This is a genomic window from Thioalkalivibrio sp. ALE17 (assembly GCF_000425605.1).
GTDB lineage: Bacteria > Pseudomonadota > Gammaproteobacteria > Ectothiorhodospirales > Ectothiorhodospiraceae > Thioalkalivibrio.
In genome coordinates this window covers 231,251-246,585 of record NZ_AUDT01000003.1, presented here as the reverse complement: position 1 = coordinate 246,585, position 15,335 = coordinate 231,251, and the positions used below count along the sequence as shown (strand labels likewise).

Sequence of the window (15,335 nt, the reverse complement as noted above, 5' to 3'; positions counted from 1 at the left end):
CAGGCGTTGCTCGAGAGGGCTGGGGACTACCGGCATAATCGCGGTCCAGCGAACGGGACTGCCGGCAGACCAAGGAAAGTCACGCGATGGCGAGCGTAAAAAGTACCTGTTACGAGTGCGATGCGAACTGCGCGATCGACGTGACCCTGGACAACGCCGGCGAGCCGGTGAAGATCGACGGCCCCGACTGTCCGCGCTGTTACGTCCAGCTGGATCGGCGTAACCATCCCGAACGCCTGCTGTACCCGCTGCGGCGCACCGGGGCGCGCGGCAGCGGCGAGTTCGAGCGCATCTCCTGGGACGAGGCGCTGGATACCATCGCCGAGCGCCTGCGCGCGACCCGCGAGGAGCACGGCGCCCCGGCGGCCGCGTTCTTCGCCGGCTACACCAAGGAGGCGCGCCCGCAGCTGCAGCGCCTGGCGCATGCCTTCGGCTCGCCCAACTACCTGACCGAGAGCGGCTGCTGCTTCTCCTCGACCAAGGTGGCGGAGGAGGTGACCTTCGGCACCAAGATCAAGACCTCCTCCACCGTGGCCTCGGATGCGACCCGCTGCCTGCTGGTGTGGTCGACCAACCCGCGCGGCTCCATCCCGCTATTCCATCAGCATGCGCTGGCCGCGGCGCGCCCCGGCTGCGCCACCGTGGTGGTCGACCCGCGGGTGACGCCGCTGGCGGAGCAGGCCGAGGTGCATCTGCAGATCCGCCCGGGTACGGACGGGGCGCTGGCGCTGGGCATGCACCACCTGATCTTCGAAAACGGCTGGCAGGACCAGGCCTTCCTCGACGAATGGGGCAGCGGCGTGGAGGCCTTCCGCGAATACGTGGCCGAATTCCCGCCGGAGCGGGTGGCGGCGATCTGCGGCATCGAGGAGGCCGACCTGAAGCGTGCCGCCGAGCTCTACGCGACCCGTAGCCCGGCGCAGATCATGCTCTCGCCCACCGCCACCGTGCAGCACTCCAACGGCTTCCAGAATCACCGTGCGGTGACCCTGCTGGCGGCGGTCACCGGCAATATCGACCGCGAGGGCGGCAACCGCTTCTTCAACGACAAGGTCACGCCGAAGCCGATCGACCTGTTCGACCACTGCAAACAGAACCTGCCGCCGCGCATCGGCGACGAGACCTTCCCGGTGTGGACGGCCCACTGGCCGGCGGCGCAGAGCATGCTGCTGCCGGACGCGATCCTCGACGGCCGGCCGCAGCGGGTGCATTCGCTGCTGGCGATGGGCATCAACACCGCGATGTGGCCGAACTCGAAGCGCATGGAAGAGGCGCTGGGGGCGCTGGATTTCTTCGCCGTGTCGGACTTCTTCCACAACCCGGCCACGCGCATGGCGGACATCGTGCTCCCGGCCGCCACCAGCCTGGAGCGCCCGGCGCTGATCGCCTATCCCGGCTGCAACTTCCGCGGCGAGCTGCGCTACCGGCATCAGGCGGTGGCCCCGCGCGGCGAGGCACGCGCCGACGCCGAGGTGTTCCTCGAGCTGGGCGTGCGCCTGGGCATGGGCGAGCAGTTCTGGAACGGCGACCTGGAGGCCAGCTGGGCCGAGGCCGCCGAGGGTATCCCCGAGACCATCCGCGAGCAGGTGTACAACGACCCGGACGGCGTGACCGTGTTCGCCAAGGCGCTGGACGACATGGTCGAGCACGGCTTCGAGGAGGGCGACCGCCAGTACCGCCTGCACGGCTTCCGCACGGTCAGCGGCAAGGTGGAGTTCGACGCCGCCGAGCTGCGCGAGGCCGGGCACGACGGGCTGCCGGTCTGGCGTGAGCCGGCCGAGAGCCCGGTTTCCACGCCGGAGCTGGCGCGCGACTATCCGCTGGTGCTGACCAGCGGCGCGCGCCACAAGCACGCTACCCATTCGCAGCACCAGTACCTGGAGCGCATGCGCCGGGCAATGCCGGAGCCGCTGGTGGAGCTGCACCCCGAGGATGCCGCGGCGCGCGGCATCGCTGATGGCGACACCGTGGAGGTGCGCTCGCCGCGCGGGCGGGTCGCCTTCGTGGCGAAGGTCACCGACCGCATCAAGCCCGGTGTGGCGCACTGCCAGCACGGCTGGAACCACGCCAACGTCAACGAGCTGACCGACGACCGCAACCTCGACCCGATCAGCGGCTTCCCCGCGTTCAAGTCGCTGCTGTGCGAGGTGGAACGCCTGCACGCCGGGCACGAGCAACGCCTGCCGGAGGCGGGCTGACCGTGCCCTTCGTTGGTGTTCTGCCCGAGCGCCGGCACCTCTTCCGGCCGCAGCCGCGTCGCGAGGTGGCGGTGTCGGATGCCGCCGCCTGGCGCTTGAACCCCGCGCATCGGCATGTCTACGACAAGCTGCGCCTGGCCCTGGATGCGGGCCTGACCGCCGCGCCCTGCGGGGTCGCGCCCACGGACCTGGGGCTGGACGCGGCGGACACGGTGTTCGTGAAGCCGATCACCAACCTCGCCGGCATGGGGCTGGATGCGCGTGCCCTGCCCGCTGGCGAGGTGCCGGCCGAGCCCGGCAGCTTCTGGTGCCAGCGCCTGGAGGGCGCCCACACCAGCACCGACTGCCTGGTGGAGAACGGCGAGGTGCGCTGGTTCGCCCACACCCGCGGCTCGGACGAGAAGGACGCCGCACGTCCGATCTACTGGGAGATCGGCGCCGCCGTGCCCGAGGTTGAGCCGTGGATCGCCGACTGGGTGCGGCGCAACCTGACCGGATACAGCGGCATCTGCAACATCGAGCTGATTGGCGAGCGACCGATCGAGGCCCACCTGCGCGGCTCCAACGGCTTCTTTGACTTCTACGGCCCGGCCTTCATCCCGGCCTGGGTGGCGCTGGCAGACGGCGAACCGTTCACCCCGCCCCCGCCGATCCCCGGCGGCTTCGTCATCTCGGTATTCGGCGAGATCGAGCTGCGGGACGCCGACTTCCGAGCCGCCGAGGCAGCCGGCGTGAATCTGCAGCCGGACCCGTCCACCCCGGGCCGCGCCGCCATCCTGCGCTGCCAGGATCGCGACGCCGGCTTCGCCCTCTACCAGCACCTGACCGGCCACACGCTGTAACCCCTGACGCCCGGCCCATAACCGCCGGCAGCCCGAGCGGGACAGGAACAACGTCGTGATCTGCTTGCGGCTGCCCCGGCAGCAGTCGCCAGCTGCGCAGGGCGGGGGTATGTTGGCGGCATGGAGATCGACCCCGTCATCCGCGAGTGGCTGCGCCTGGCCGGGCAGGCGCCCTCCTCGCACAACACCCAGCCCTGGCGGTTCCGCGTGGATCGCGCGGGAATCGAGGTCTGGACCGATCCGGCGCGCTCGCTGCCCGTGAACGACCCGACCGGGCGCGAGCGCATCATCAGCTGTGGCTGCGCGGTGCTGAACCTGCGCGTGGCCGCCGCCGCGGACGGCCAGGGCCTGAACGTGCGCCCGGAACAGGCGGGCGACGGCCCGTTCGTACGCCTGCTGACCGGGCACCACGGCGGGCCGGACCGGCAGGAGCTGGCACCCCTGCGGGACTGTATTGGCGCACGCCACTCCTGGCGCGGCCGGTTTCGTCCCGACGCACCCGCCCCGGACATCATCGCAACCCTCGTGCAGGCCGCCCGCCAGGAAGGGGCCTGGCTGCGCCCGGTCACGGACCCGGAATGCCGCGGGGAGGTCGCCGAGCTGGTCCGGGCGGCGACGGCGGCACAGTGGAAGAACCCGGCCTGGCGGCGCGAGCTGACGCACTGGATGCGCACGCCCTCGCGCGGCGACGGCCTGGCGGTCGGTCGGTTGAGCGGCGGTCTGACGCGCTGGAGCGTGCGCCACCTGGTATCCGCCCGGGCGATGGCCCGAGACGAGGCCCGCGCGGCCCGGGCCGCCCCGGTGCTGCTGGCACTGGGCACCGGGATCGAGGGCCCGATGCAGTGGCTGACGGCCGGACAGGCCCTGCAGCGCGTACTGCTCGAGGCCGCGCGGCACGGGCTCTGCGCCCGTTATCTGAATCAGCCGATCCAGCTGGCCGAATGGCGCCCGAAACTCGCCGAACTGCTGGGCGAGGGCCAGCCACAACTGCTGTTCGCGCTCGGCCGCCCGGACGGCACGCCCCACCCCACGCCGCGACGCCCGCTGGACGAGATGCTGAAGCGCTGAGGGCAACGCCCGCCCGCGCTCCATTCGAGACGACACGCGGCAGGGGCATGAATGGCGTGCGCTACACTGAACCCCCGTTCACCTCCCGTCCGCCGCCATTAATCGTCATGCTGCTCACCCTGCTCGTTATGTTCGCCCTGCTGGGCCTTGGCCTGGCGCTGATGCTCTGGCATGCACGGCAGGTGTTTGCGGTGGAACTGCGCGATGGTGCGGCCCGCGTGCGGCGCGGCAAGCCGCCGACCGCGTTCCTGCGCGGCTGCGAGGAGGTCGCGCGCCAGTTCCGGCTGAAGCGCGGCCGGATCACCGCCGTGCGCACCGACGCCGGCGTGCAGCTGCGTTTCTCCCGCGATCTCCCGAAGAAGACACACCAGGCCTTTCGCAACGTCTGGACACCCCCGCCGGGCGGCGGCGGTGGCGGCGGCATGCGGGCGACGGGATAACGCCGCACCGGCTTGCGGCCACGCTTCCGATCAATGGGCTCCCTTGAACGCCGGGCTGGCGCCGGTTCCGTCAAGCACGATTAGACTCCGCTAACCTCCTCGGTCCGGCACTGCGGCGCGGCGATGTGCTGTTCCAGGATCCGGCTCGCGGCTCGGATGAGTGAAAACGCAGGGGCCATGCCCGGCTCCCCCGGCCATCGGCCAGGGCGACCCATCGCCCGCCGCTTGGGCCATCCTGCCCCAGCAGCCACGGTGCCATCGCCGGCTCTACCCGATCGGCATGCTGCGTGTTGCCGGCATGCTGCCCAGGCGGGGGTGGTGTTCCGGCGGCCCGGGACCGACACTATGGGCACGCGGCCGACGGCCGCGAGGACCGCAAACCGCGTACCGCGCGGCCCGCTTGGGCAAAGGAAGGAGACACCTGCATGCTGCTGGCCCTGCTACTGATGATCGCGCTGCTGCTGGCGGCCGGTGCCGTGCTGATCTGGCAGGTCAGCATCATCTTCAGCATCGAGATCGAGGACGGACAGCCGCGGGTCCGCCGTGGCGACCCGCCAAAGTCGTTCCAGCACACGGTACGGGACGTGGTTCGCCGCTACGGCATCCAGCAGGGCCGCCTGACCGCCGTGCGCCGCCAGCAGGGGCTGCAACTGCGCGGATCGGCCTCAATACCCCGAGAGGCCAGATCCGAACTGCAGCACGCCCTGCAGCGCATCAAGGTGGGCCGCAAGCGCCGCAAGAAGCGGCGCTGACCGAATCCGTGCCCGTGGCTTGCGCGCCCGCGCCCGCTCCCACACCCGGGGAGACCGGCCAGCACGCCGGGGCCTGGTTCGTCTACCTGCTGGAATGCGCGGGTGGGCGCATCTACACCGGGGTGACACCGCGCCTGGCCGCCCGCATGGCGGCCCATGGCAGCGGCCGCGGTGCCCGTTTCACCCGGATGCACCGGCCCAGGCAGCTGCTCGCCGCGCGGCCTTTTGCCTCTCGTGGCGAGGCGCTGCGCATGGAGCTGCGCATCAAGCGCTACAGCCCCGCCGCAAAACGGGCCCTCGCCCGCGACTGGGCACACGCCGCCAGCATCTGCCGGCTGCCCTCGGCGACGTGACTACTCCAGCGGCTGCTGGCGCGAGTGCCGGAACTGCTCCTGCACCGAGGCGGAAGGCTTGCCGGTCAGCAGGCTCACCACGACGATGGCCACGGTCGCGAAGATAAAGCCGGGCAGCAACTCGTAGACGTCGAACAGCCCGCCCTCGGCCTGGTTCCAGAGGATCACGGTAACCGCGCCGACCACCATGCCGGCCAGCGCCCCGTTGCGCGTCATCCGCGACCAGTACAGCGCGAGGATGATCACCGGGCCAAAGGCCGCGCCAAAGCCACCCCAGGCGTAGGCCACCAGGTCCAGCACCCCGGCCTCCGGCGCCATTGCCAGCAGCAGGGCCACCAGCGACACGCCCAGTACGGCGGCACGGCTGATCCACACCAACTCGGTCGCCCCCGCCTCGGTGCGCAGGATGCCGCGGTAGAAATCGTTGGTGATCGCACTGGCGGAGACGATCAGCTGCGAGTCGATGGTGCTCATGATCGCGGCGAGGATCGCCGCCATCAGGATGCCCGCCACCCACGGGTTGAACAGCGCGCGGATCAGCTCGATCAGCACGGTCTCGCCGTCCGCCAGCGGCGCGTCGGCAAAGTAGGCGATCCCCATGTAGCCCGTGGCCACCGCGCCGATCAGAGCCAGGACCATCCAGGTCATGCCAATCAGCGTGGCGCGCGGCACGTCGCGCTCGGAGCGCAGCGCCATGAAGCGCGCCAGGATATGCGGCTGGCCGAAATAGCCCAGCCCCCAGGCCAGCAGCGAGATCATGCCGAGGAAGGTCATGCCCTGCAGCACCTGCACATGCGTCGGATCCACGGCGGCGACCTCGCTCTGCACACTGCCCCAGCCACCGACCAACACCACCGCGAACATCGGCACCACCAGGAGCGTCAGGAACATCAGGATGCCCTGCAGGAAGTCGGTCCAGCTGACCGCCAGGAAGCCACCCAGGAAGGTGTAGCTGATGATCACGATGGCGCCGACCCACACGGCGGTCTCGTAATCCATGCCGAACGAGCTCTGGAACAGCAGCCCGCCCCCGACCAGCCCGGCCGAGATATACAGGGTGAAGAACACCAGGATCACGATCGCGGAGACCACGCGCAGGATACGCGTGCGGTCCTCGAAGCGGTTCTCGAGGAAGTCCGGGATGGTCAGGGAGTCCTTCGCCAGCGCGGTGAAGCGGCGCAGACGCCCGGCCACGAACAGCCAGTTCAGCAGCGCACCGACCACCAGCCCGACCCCGATCCACAACTCGGAAAGCCCGGAGACATACACCGCACCGGGCAGCCCCAGCAGCAGCCAGCCGCTCATGTCCGAGGCCCCGGCACTCAGCGCGGCCACCCCCGGTCCCAGGCGGCGCCCGCCGAGCACATAGTCCGACAGCGTGGTGGTCGTGCGGTAGGCCGCGATCCCGAGGATCAGCATCGCCGCCAGATAGGCGGCAAAGGTCACCAGGGTTGGCATCGGCATGTTGATCTCCATGGAGCGTCTCCTCGTATCAGGCCGATGGCCCTTGTTGTTGTGGTACTCGGTCGCGTCTCGATCAAGTGTAGAGGACGCCGTGCCGCCCGGCGGCCTCGCGTCGTCAGTGCGGCGTGATCCTCACGCTCTGCTCAGTCGGCCGCCGCCAGCAGGCTGGCGTTGCCGCCGGCGGCCGTCGTATCGATGCACAGGTGGCGCTCCACCACAAAGCGTTCGGGCGCGATCAGGGCGGTTTCCAGCGCAACGATCGGCCCGTCCCGCTGTGCCAGCGCCTGACGCAGCGCTCGGGTCCAGTCGCTCACGCCGGCTGCGGCCACCGCGACCAGCCCCTCCAGCGCGGCCAGTGCGTCCGGTTCCAGCGCGCCGTCGATCCCGACCAGCGGCACGCCCTTCCCGTGCAGCGCGCGCGCCGCGCGCTCGGCCCCCGGCGCCAGCATGATCACCGGGCAGCCCGCCCCCAGCGCCTGCACCGCCTGCGCCAGCGCGATCTCCGCACCCTGGCCCAGGCAGAGCACCGGACCGCGCGGATACAGGCGCAGACGATTGCTCTCGCCGGTCGGACCCGGCAGCGTCTGCGGACTGGTGTCGAAGGCCGCGGTCTCCGCCAGGGCCTTGCGTAGCAGACCCGTGCGCTCGGGCAGCGCCTCGCGCAGCAGGTGCATGCGGTCGGTGCGCTTGGCCCAATCGCTCCCGTCCAGGGCATCCAGGGCCTGCTGCAGGCGCTGCGGGGCCACCCATTCCTCCTGCGCGCCCGCCTCCGGCGGGTCCGGCCGCTCCGCGGCAATGGACGTGCGACGGGCAAAGCGCGTCAGGTACAGCGGCCCGCCCGCCTTCGGCCCGGTGCCGGAGAGCCCCTCTCCGCCGAACGGCTGCGAGCCGACGATGGCGCCGATCTGGTTGCGATTGACGTACTGGTTGCCCACGCGCAGGCGTTCCACCACCTGCTGCACGCGGTCGTCGATGCGGGTATGTAGACCGAAGGTCAGACCATAGACGCGGGCGTTGATGGCATCCACCACCGCATCCAGCTCGCGGGCCCGAAAGCGCGCCACGTGCAGCACCGGCCCGAACACTTCGCGCTCCAGCTCGCCGATCCCGGACAACCGGACGATGGACGGTGCGACAAAGCGGCCGTGCTCCGGTACCGGGAGGGACTTCAGCAGCCGCCCCTGCTCCTCCTGTGTCCGCAGGTAGTCGCGGATATCCGCCTGCGCCTCGGCATCGATCACCGGCGAGACGTCGGTCGCCAGCTGCCAGGGATCGCCGATGCTCAGCGCGTCCATCGCGCCCTGCAGCATCTCCAGCAGGCGGTCGTAGGCCTCGTCCTGCACGTAGAGCATGCGCAGCGCCGAGCAGCGCTGCCCGGCGGACTGGAAGGCGGAGGCCAGGATGTCGCGCACCGCCTGCTCGGTCAGCGCCGAGCTGTCCACGATCATCGCGTTCAACCCGCCCGTCTCCGCGATCAGGACCGCATCCGGCCCGGCGTTGTCCGCCAGGCTGCGGTGGATCCGTTGCGCGACCTCGGTGGAGCCGGTAAAGCAGACCCCGGCAATGCGCGGGTCGGCGGTCAGCGGCCCGCCCACCGTCGGGCCATCGCCCGGCAACAGCTGCAGGGCCGACTGCGGGAGACCGGCCGCACGCATCAGTTCCACCGCGCGGGCGGCGATCAGCGGGGTCTGCTCGGCCGGCTTGGCGACCACGGTATTGCCCATGGCCAGGGCCGCGGCGACCTGCCCGGTGAAGATCGCCAGGGGGAAATTCCAGGGACTGATGCAGACGAACACGCCGCGTGGCTCCAGCTCCGCCTCCTGCCCCAGGCGTTCGGCCTCGCCCGCGTAGTAGCGCAGGAAATCGGCCGCCTCGCGCACCTCGGCAATGCCGTCCCAGACGGTCTTCCCGGCCTCGCGGTTGGCCAGTGCGATCAGTTCCGGGGCATGTTCCTCGTAGCGGTCCGCGATCGCGCGCAGCAGATCGGCGCGCGCCGTCACCGGGTGCGCCGACCAGTCGACGAACCCGGACAGGGCCGTGTCCAGCGCCTGTTCGACCTCCGCCGCCGTGGCCTCGCGGACCTCGCCGACCACGGCACCGGGATCGGAGGGGGAGACCGCAACGCGCGGCGCGCCCTGCGCCGCGTGACCTTCCACCAGCATGGGTGCGGCCTGCCACTGCGTCTGCGCGAACGCCTCGCGCGCGGCCAGCAGCGGCAGGATGGAGGCCGGCTCGTTGACGCGGTACCCGCGCGAGTTCTGTCGCTGTGGCCGGTAGAGATCGACCGGGTCACGGATGGCCGGGTTGGCCACGGCGTCGCCCAGCGCGTCCAGGTCGGCGATGGGATCGCGCGCGATCTCCGCGGGCGGGATGCTGCTGTCCACCACCTGGTTGACGAACGAGCTGTTGGCGCCATTCTCCAGCAGGCGCCGCACCAGGTAGGCCAGCAGGTCGCGGTGCGCCCCCACCGGCGCGTAGATGCGGCAGCGGGTGCCGGCCGTCGCCTTGACGATCGCGTGCACCGACTCCCCCATGCCGTGCAGGCGCTGGAATTCGAAGCCGTCACGGGCGTCGCCGGCCATCGCCAGCACCGCCGCGCAGGTGTGCGCATTGTGGGTAGCAAACTGCGGGTAGATGCGGTCGCGCCGGTCCAGCAGCATCTGCGCACAGGCGATGTAGCTGACATCCGTGTTGACCTTGCGGGTGAAGACCGGGAAGCGTTCCACGCCCAGCTCCTGGGCCTGCTTGATCTCGGTATCCCAGTAGGCGCCCTTGACCAGACGCACCATGATGCGCCGGTCCAGCCGCTGCGCCAGCGCATACAGCGCCTCGATCACCGGGGCCGCGCGGCGGCCGTAGGCCTGTACGACCACGCCAAAGCCGTCCCAGCCCTCCAGCTCCGGGTCCGCCAGCAGGGCCTCGATCACGTCCAGCGACAGGTCCAGACGGTCCTGCTCCTCGGCGTCGATATTGAACCCGATGCCGGCGCGCGCGGCCTGACGCGCCAGCTCCTGCGCCCGCGGCACCAGCTCCGCCATGACCGTCGCGCGCTGGGTGTACTCGTAGCGCGGGTGCAGCGCGGAGAGCTTGACCGAGATGCCGGGGCTGGAGCGCACGTCGCCTTGCGCCTGGTTCGCGATCTCGGCGATCGCCGTGGCATAGGCCTGGTGATAGCGGCGGGCATCGGCATCGGTGCGCGCGGCCTCGCCCAGCATGTCGTAGGAATAGGTGTAGCCCTCGTGTTCCCTCTCGCGGGCATTGCGCATGCCCTGGGCGATGGTCTCGCCAAGCACGAACTGGCGACCGAGCAGCTTCATCGACTGCGCGACGGCCGTGCGCACCAGCGGCTCGCCGACACGCCGGATCAGGCCGCGCAGGGCGGCGGCCGGGCGCTGCGGATCGTCGTTCAGCACCTTGCCGGTCAGCATCAGCGCCCAGGTCGAGGTATTCACCAGCGGGGACGACGAGTGCCCGAGGTGGGCTGCCCAGTCGGAGGGCTCGATCTTGTCCTGGATCAGTTCGTCGATGGTCTCGGCATCCGGCACCCGCAGCAGCGCCTCCGCCAGGCACATCAGGCCGACCCCCTCCTCGGTGGACAGGCCGTACTCGGCCAGGAAGCTCTCCATCATCGACGGCGTGGTCTCGGCGCGTACCCGCTCGACGATGCGCGCGGCCTCCGCCGCGATGCGGGCGCGGGCCTCGGCATCCATCCGGATGCCGCCGCGCAACTCCCGCAGTACGGCCGCCTCGTCGGCCGTGTAGGCCTCACGGATGCGGGCGCGGTGGGGATCGGACGCCGGGTCGCGTGTCGGGTGCGGACGGGTGTGGGGCTGCGTCATCGGCCTGCTCCTGCGGTGCCGGGGTTGGCTCGACCGGGCGCCGGCCTCTGACTGGAAGCATAGACGGGCGCGTCCGGGGTCCTCGGGGCCTAAGGGTCACAGGTGCCCCGTCTTCACGTAGATCAGGGTCTCCTGTTCCACCCAGGGATTGTGCTGGCTCAGGTGCGGGTTGCGAATCCACGTGCCGGCGGGGTAACGCCCGTGCTCGTCGATGAATTCACCGGACAGCACCAGGATCTCCTCCCCGCCCCAGTGCCGATGGGGCTGGAAGTGCTCGCCAGTCGGCCAGTGCACCAGAGCGATGTGCTCGGTCCCGAAGCTGTGCAGATGCAGGACCCGCAACCCGCCGATGCCCGGCTGGAACGGCGCCGAACGGGTATCCACCACCACCTTGTCGCGGTCCTCCGGGGCGAACTGCTCAAGCTTCACGAACAATGTGCAGCCGGGGTCCGAATGCGGCGCGTGGCGGGAACCCGGCGGGTTGCGCAGGTAGGTCCCGGCGGGATAGTCCCCGGCCTCGTCGGAGAACACGCCGTCCAGAACCAGGATCTCTTCGCCCAGTGCGTGGGTGTGCGGCGGGAAGCGGGCTCCGGGCTGGAACTGCACGACACTGGTCGCACGGCCCGCTTCCGCCAGCTCGCGTTCCAGCGGCTTGCGCACCACGCCTTCGGCGCGGCTGCCGCTCCACGACATGGCGGCCGTCTCCACCACCACCGGCTGCTGCAGATCCAGATTCAGGGCTTCCATCGCGCGCTCCGTTCACCTCCCCAGTCGAACACGCGACCCGCTGTTAGTTCCTGGACAGGGAGAGCAGGCCCTCAGTGGTGGTGCCCTTCGCGCCCCGGATGATGACCATGATGGTCGTGATGGCCGCCCCCGGAATGCGCCCCTGGCGAGCCACCGGACTCGCCCTGATAGCCGCGGGCCTGCCGATAGCGCGCCTTCTGCTCCGCGTCGAGCAGCGCATCCATCTCCAGATGGTAGGACAGATGCAGGTGGCGCAGGCGACCACGCAGCTCGCCGATCTCGACGGTCAGCGACTCGATGGTCGCGCTGCTGATACCGCCCTCCGCGAAGCGCGCATCCAGTTCCCGCTCCCGCTCCACAATGCGCCGGCCGAGATCGCGCGCCTGCTCCCGCATCACCGCGAACAGGCGCTCGGTCTCGCGCTGCTGCTCGGGCGTCAGCTCCAACGAGTCGGCCACCTCCAGCACATGCATCGGCCCCGGATAGCCATGCAGTTCGGCCGGCAGCGCCATGCCCATACCCCGCCCTTCCAGCAGATCCTCGGTCTCCTGCGCGGAGAGTGCCTTGATCTCGCGTGCCTGCAATTCGGAGTACGGATTGGCCGCAGCCGGTGCCGCAACGACCAGGGCAAGCCCCACAACCAGCCACCCGGAAAAGCGGAGTACACGATGCATGATGGAACCCTCGACGGTGAAAAGTGTTCGCATTGTAGATCGCTGGCGATCTCGGGGCGCGGGATCACTACGGGACGTCTAGACTCCAGAGCGGGGCCCAGAACAACCAAAACAGAAAGGACGCGACATGCTGATTATCGGACTGATTGTGGTCGTCGCCGCGCTGGTGTTCGCCACGGCGAAACTGCGCGTGCACCCGTTCCTGGCCCTGCTAATCGCCGCCTTCGTGATGGCGATCATCGGCGGCATCGCCCCGCGCGAGGCGATCAGCGTCATCAACGACGGTTTCGGCAGCACCCTGGGCTATATCGGCATCGTGATCGCGCTGGGCACGATCATCGGGGTCATCCTCGACCGCACCGGTGCGGCCGTCGTCATGGCGGAGGCGATCATCCGCACCCTGTCCGACCGCTTCCCGACCCTGACGGTCTCGATCATCGGCTACATCGTGTCCATTCCGGTGTTCTGCGACTCGGGCTACGTGATCCTGAACTCGCTGAAGAATGCCCTGGCCAAGACCGCCGGCATCTCGGTGGTCGCGATGAGTGTGGCGCTGGCCACCGGCCTGTTCGCCACCCACAACTTCGTGCCGCCCACCCCCGGCCCGATCGCGGCCGCCAGCAATGTCGGCATCGCCGATGCGCTGGGCCTGGTGATCCTGGTCGGCCTGTTCGTGTCCGCGGTGGCGGCCGCCGTTGGCTGGCTGTGGGCCAGCCGCTACGCGAAGGCCAACGACGACGAGCTGCTGGAACCGGACCCGATCAGTGAAGCGACTGGCCAGGAGATCGAGAAGGAAGAGATCAAGCTGGAGCATCGCCCGACGACCCTGGGCGCCTTCATGCCCATCCTGGCGCCGATCGTACTGATCTCCATCGGCTCGGTGGCCGCGCTGGCCACCCGCGATAGCGACCCCGGCATGCTCGCCGCGGCCCTGATCTTCCTCGGCACCCCGGTGGTGGCGCTGGCGATCGGCGTGATCTTCGCGCTGCTGCTGATCAAGGGGGCCGGCATCAAGGACCGCTTCCACCAGATGACGGTGGACGCGATCCTGCTGGCCGCGCCGATCATCCTGATCACCGGCGCGGGCGGCGCCTTCGGCAACGTGCTGCGCGAGACCCCAATCGGCGATCAGCTGGGCGACCTGCTGAGCGGGCTGGGCCTGGGCCTGCTGGTGCCATTCCTGATCGCGGCTGCTCTGAAATCCGCACAGGGCTCGTCCACCGTGGCACTGGTCACCGCGTCCAGCATGATCGCGCCGATGCTGGCCTCGCTGGGGCTAGATTCCACCATGGGCATGGTCCTGGCGGTGATGGCCGTGGGTGCCGGCGCGATGACCGTCTCGCACGCGAATGACAGCTTCTTCTGGGTGGTCACCCAGTTCAGCCGCATGAAGGTGTCCACCGCGTACAAGGCGTTCACCACCGCCACGCTGCTGCAGGGCATCAGCGCAATGATCACCATCTACATCCTGGGGCTGATCTTTGTCTAGGGGGACGCTGACCAATCGGCACGCTCGCGTTGGTACCCCCCTGTTTCCCGAGACAAGGCGCGTCGTGCAGCGGGTAGTGGTTCTACCCGCAAGCGGCGCAACGCAGCATCGGGGAACAGGGGGCACCAACCCCGAAGGGGCTCGGCCGATTCTGCGCGCTGCCGGCGTTGCAGTTCGCTCATGTAGCTCGGCTACACTTCACTCACCGCGCCTTGTCAGCGCGCAGAGTCGACTCGAGCGCGAACGTGCCGATTAGTCAGCGTCCCCCTGGTCACCTCCGGGTCGTCGTCTGCCCGGACAGCTACAAGGGAAGCCTCGAGGCCGAGGACGTGGCGGCCGCCATGGCCCGGGGCGTGCACGCGGCCCGCCCGGCTGCCCGGGTACGCGCCCTGCCCATGGCCGACGGTGGCGAAGGCACGGCCCGCCTGGTCAGCCATACCCTCGGCTGGGCCTGGCACCTGTCCGACGTGACCAGCCCCACCGGCACCCACCTGAGCGCCGGCTGGGGCTGCGATCATCGCGAGCGGCGCGCGGTGATCGATGTCGCCTCTGCCTGCGGCCTGGACCGGATCCCCGACGATCGCCACGACCCCTGGCAGCTCCACAGCTTCGGGGTCGGCGAGTTGATGCGGGCCGCCCTGGACGCGGGCGCCGAACACCTGCTGATCGGTCTCGGCGGCAGCGGCACGGTGGACGGCGGCGCGGGCATGCTGGCCGCGCTGGGCGTGCGTTTCCTCGATGCGCAAGGGCAGCACCTCCCGCCCCACCCCGCAGGCCTCGCGGATCTACAACAGGTGGACTTCGACACACTGGACCCGCGCCTGGCCCGCGTCGACATCACCGTCCTGAACGACGTCGACAACCCGCTGACCGGGCCGCATGGCGCGGCGGCCGTGTTCGGACCGCAAAAGGGCCTGAAGACCGCGGACATCCCGGCCATGGATGCCCACATGGAGCGCCTGGCCGCCGCCATCGAGGCCGCGGGGCAGTTGCAGCGGCCCGTCGACACCCCGGGGGCCGGCGCCGCCGGCGGGCTTGGATTCGCGCTGGACTGCGTCCTCGGCGGTCGCGCCCGCATGGGGGCCGGCTACCTGGCCGAGCTGATCGGACTGGATGCCGCGCTGCGGGAGGCCGACCTGGTCATCACTGGCGAGGGCCAGCTCGACGGCCAGACCTCGCACGGCAAGGTCGTCGCCGAGGTGGTACGCCGCGCCCGCGAGCAGCAGGTGCCGGTCGTGGCGGTGGCCGGCTCCATCGCCTGCGACCCGGCCGAACTGGCCGCCTTTGGCCTGAGCGACGCCCGCGCCCTGTGCGATGGGAGCATTACCCTGGACGAGGCCCTGGCCCACCCCGCGCGCTACATCGCCGAGCGCACCCGCGCCCTGGTCGAGGCCCGTCAGCCGCCGAACTCGCCATCCGCGCCGGCCCCAACGCCACCCCACTGAACGCGCGCGGGCAGATCCGGTCCG

The 15,335-nt window shown here is 70.3% G+C and carries 12 protein-coding genes; 8 read left to right on the top strand and 4 right to left on the bottom strand.

Annotated elements, in window-relative coordinates; all coding sequences use genetic code 11:
* The first annotated feature begins 86 nt into the window (after positions 1-86).
* The 6 genes from H609_RS0104440 to H609_RS0104410 all read left to right on the top strand — a co-directional run bounded on the left by H609_RS0104440 (position 87) and on the right by H609_RS0104410 (position 5,653).
* Positions 87-2,198: a molybdopterin-dependent oxidoreductase gene (locus H609_RS0104440; protein ID WP_028484395.1), complete on the top strand. Its 2,112-nt coding sequence runs from the start codon at positions 87-89 to the stop codon at positions 2,196-2,198.
* 2 nt (positions 2,199-2,200) lie between these two features.
* Positions 2,201-3,040 carry a hypothetical protein gene (locus tag H609_RS0104435; protein WP_018876432.1) on the top strand — a complete coding sequence of 280 codons (840 nt, stop codon included), beginning with the start codon at positions 2,201-2,203 and terminating at the stop codon, positions 3,038-3,040.
* 120 nt (positions 3,041-3,160) lie between these two features.
* The gene (locus H609_RS0104430) at positions 3,161-4,108 is read left to right on the top strand and encodes a nitroreductase family protein (protein ID WP_018876433.1); all 948 of its coding nucleotides are present in this window, start codon (positions 3,161-3,163) and stop codon (positions 4,106-4,108) included.
* 107 nt (positions 4,109-4,215) lie between these two features.
* Positions 4,216-4,548, top strand: coding sequence for a DUF3634 family protein (locus tag H609_RS0104425; RefSeq protein ID WP_018881281.1), 333 nt, complete (start codon positions 4,216-4,218; stop codon positions 4,546-4,548).
* Positions 4,549-4,973: 425 nt separating this feature from the next.
* Positions 4,974-5,300 carry a DUF3634 family protein gene (locus H609_RS0104415; RefSeq protein ID WP_018876437.1) on the top strand — a complete coding sequence of 109 codons (327 nt, stop codon included), beginning with the start codon at positions 4,974-4,976 and terminating at the stop codon, positions 5,298-5,300.
* A gap of 14 nt (positions 5,301-5,314) precedes the next feature.
* Complete coding sequence (locus tag H609_RS0104410) at positions 5,315-5,653, top strand: GIY-YIG nuclease family protein (RefSeq protein ID WP_018878065.1); 339 nt, start codon at positions 5,315-5,317, stop codon at positions 5,651-5,653.
* On the opposite strand, the gene putP is transcribed toward H609_RS0104410, so the two are convergent.
* The 4 genes from putP to H609_RS0104390 form a co-directional block, all read right to left on the bottom strand.
* The gene (putP, locus tag H609_RS0104405) at positions 5,654-7,129 is read right to left on the bottom strand and encodes a sodium/proline symporter PutP (RefSeq protein WP_018879772.1); all 1,476 of its coding nucleotides are present in this window, start codon (positions 7,127-7,129) and stop codon (positions 5,654-5,656) included. It abuts the gene before it with no gap.
* Between the two features lie 131 nt (positions 7,130-7,260).
* Positions 7,261-10,956, bottom strand: a complete 3,696-nt coding sequence (gene putA, locus H609_RS0104400; protein WP_028484394.1) for a bifunctional proline dehydrogenase/L-glutamate gamma-semialdehyde dehydrogenase PutA — start codon at positions 10,954-10,956, stop codon at positions 7,261-7,263.
* 96 nt (positions 10,957-11,052) lie between these two features.
* Positions 11,053-11,703 carry a cupin domain-containing protein gene (locus tag H609_RS0104395; RefSeq protein WP_028484393.1) on the bottom strand — a complete coding sequence of 217 codons (651 nt, stop codon included), beginning with the start codon at positions 11,701-11,703 and terminating at the stop codon, positions 11,053-11,055.
* Between the two features lie 71 nt (positions 11,704-11,774).
* Complete coding sequence (locus H609_RS0104390; protein ID WP_231369960.1) at positions 11,775-12,377, bottom strand: Spy/CpxP family protein refolding chaperone; 603 nt, start codon at positions 12,375-12,377, stop codon at positions 11,775-11,777.
* 127 nt (positions 12,378-12,504) lie between these two features.
* Between H609_RS0104390 and H609_RS0104385 the strand changes: the two genes are divergently transcribed.
* Positions 12,505-13,866, top strand: coding sequence for a GntP family permease (locus H609_RS0104385; RefSeq protein WP_018865726.1), 1,362 nt, complete (start codon positions 12,505-12,507; stop codon positions 13,864-13,866).
* 251 nt (positions 13,867-14,117) lie between these two features.
* Positions 14,118-15,311 (top strand): glycerate kinase, encoded by a 1,194-nt coding sequence (locus H609_RS0104380; RefSeq protein ID WP_081659419.1) that lies wholly within the window; start codon positions 14,118-14,120, stop codon positions 15,309-15,311.
* The last annotated feature ends 24 nt before the right edge of the window (positions 15,312-15,335 follow it).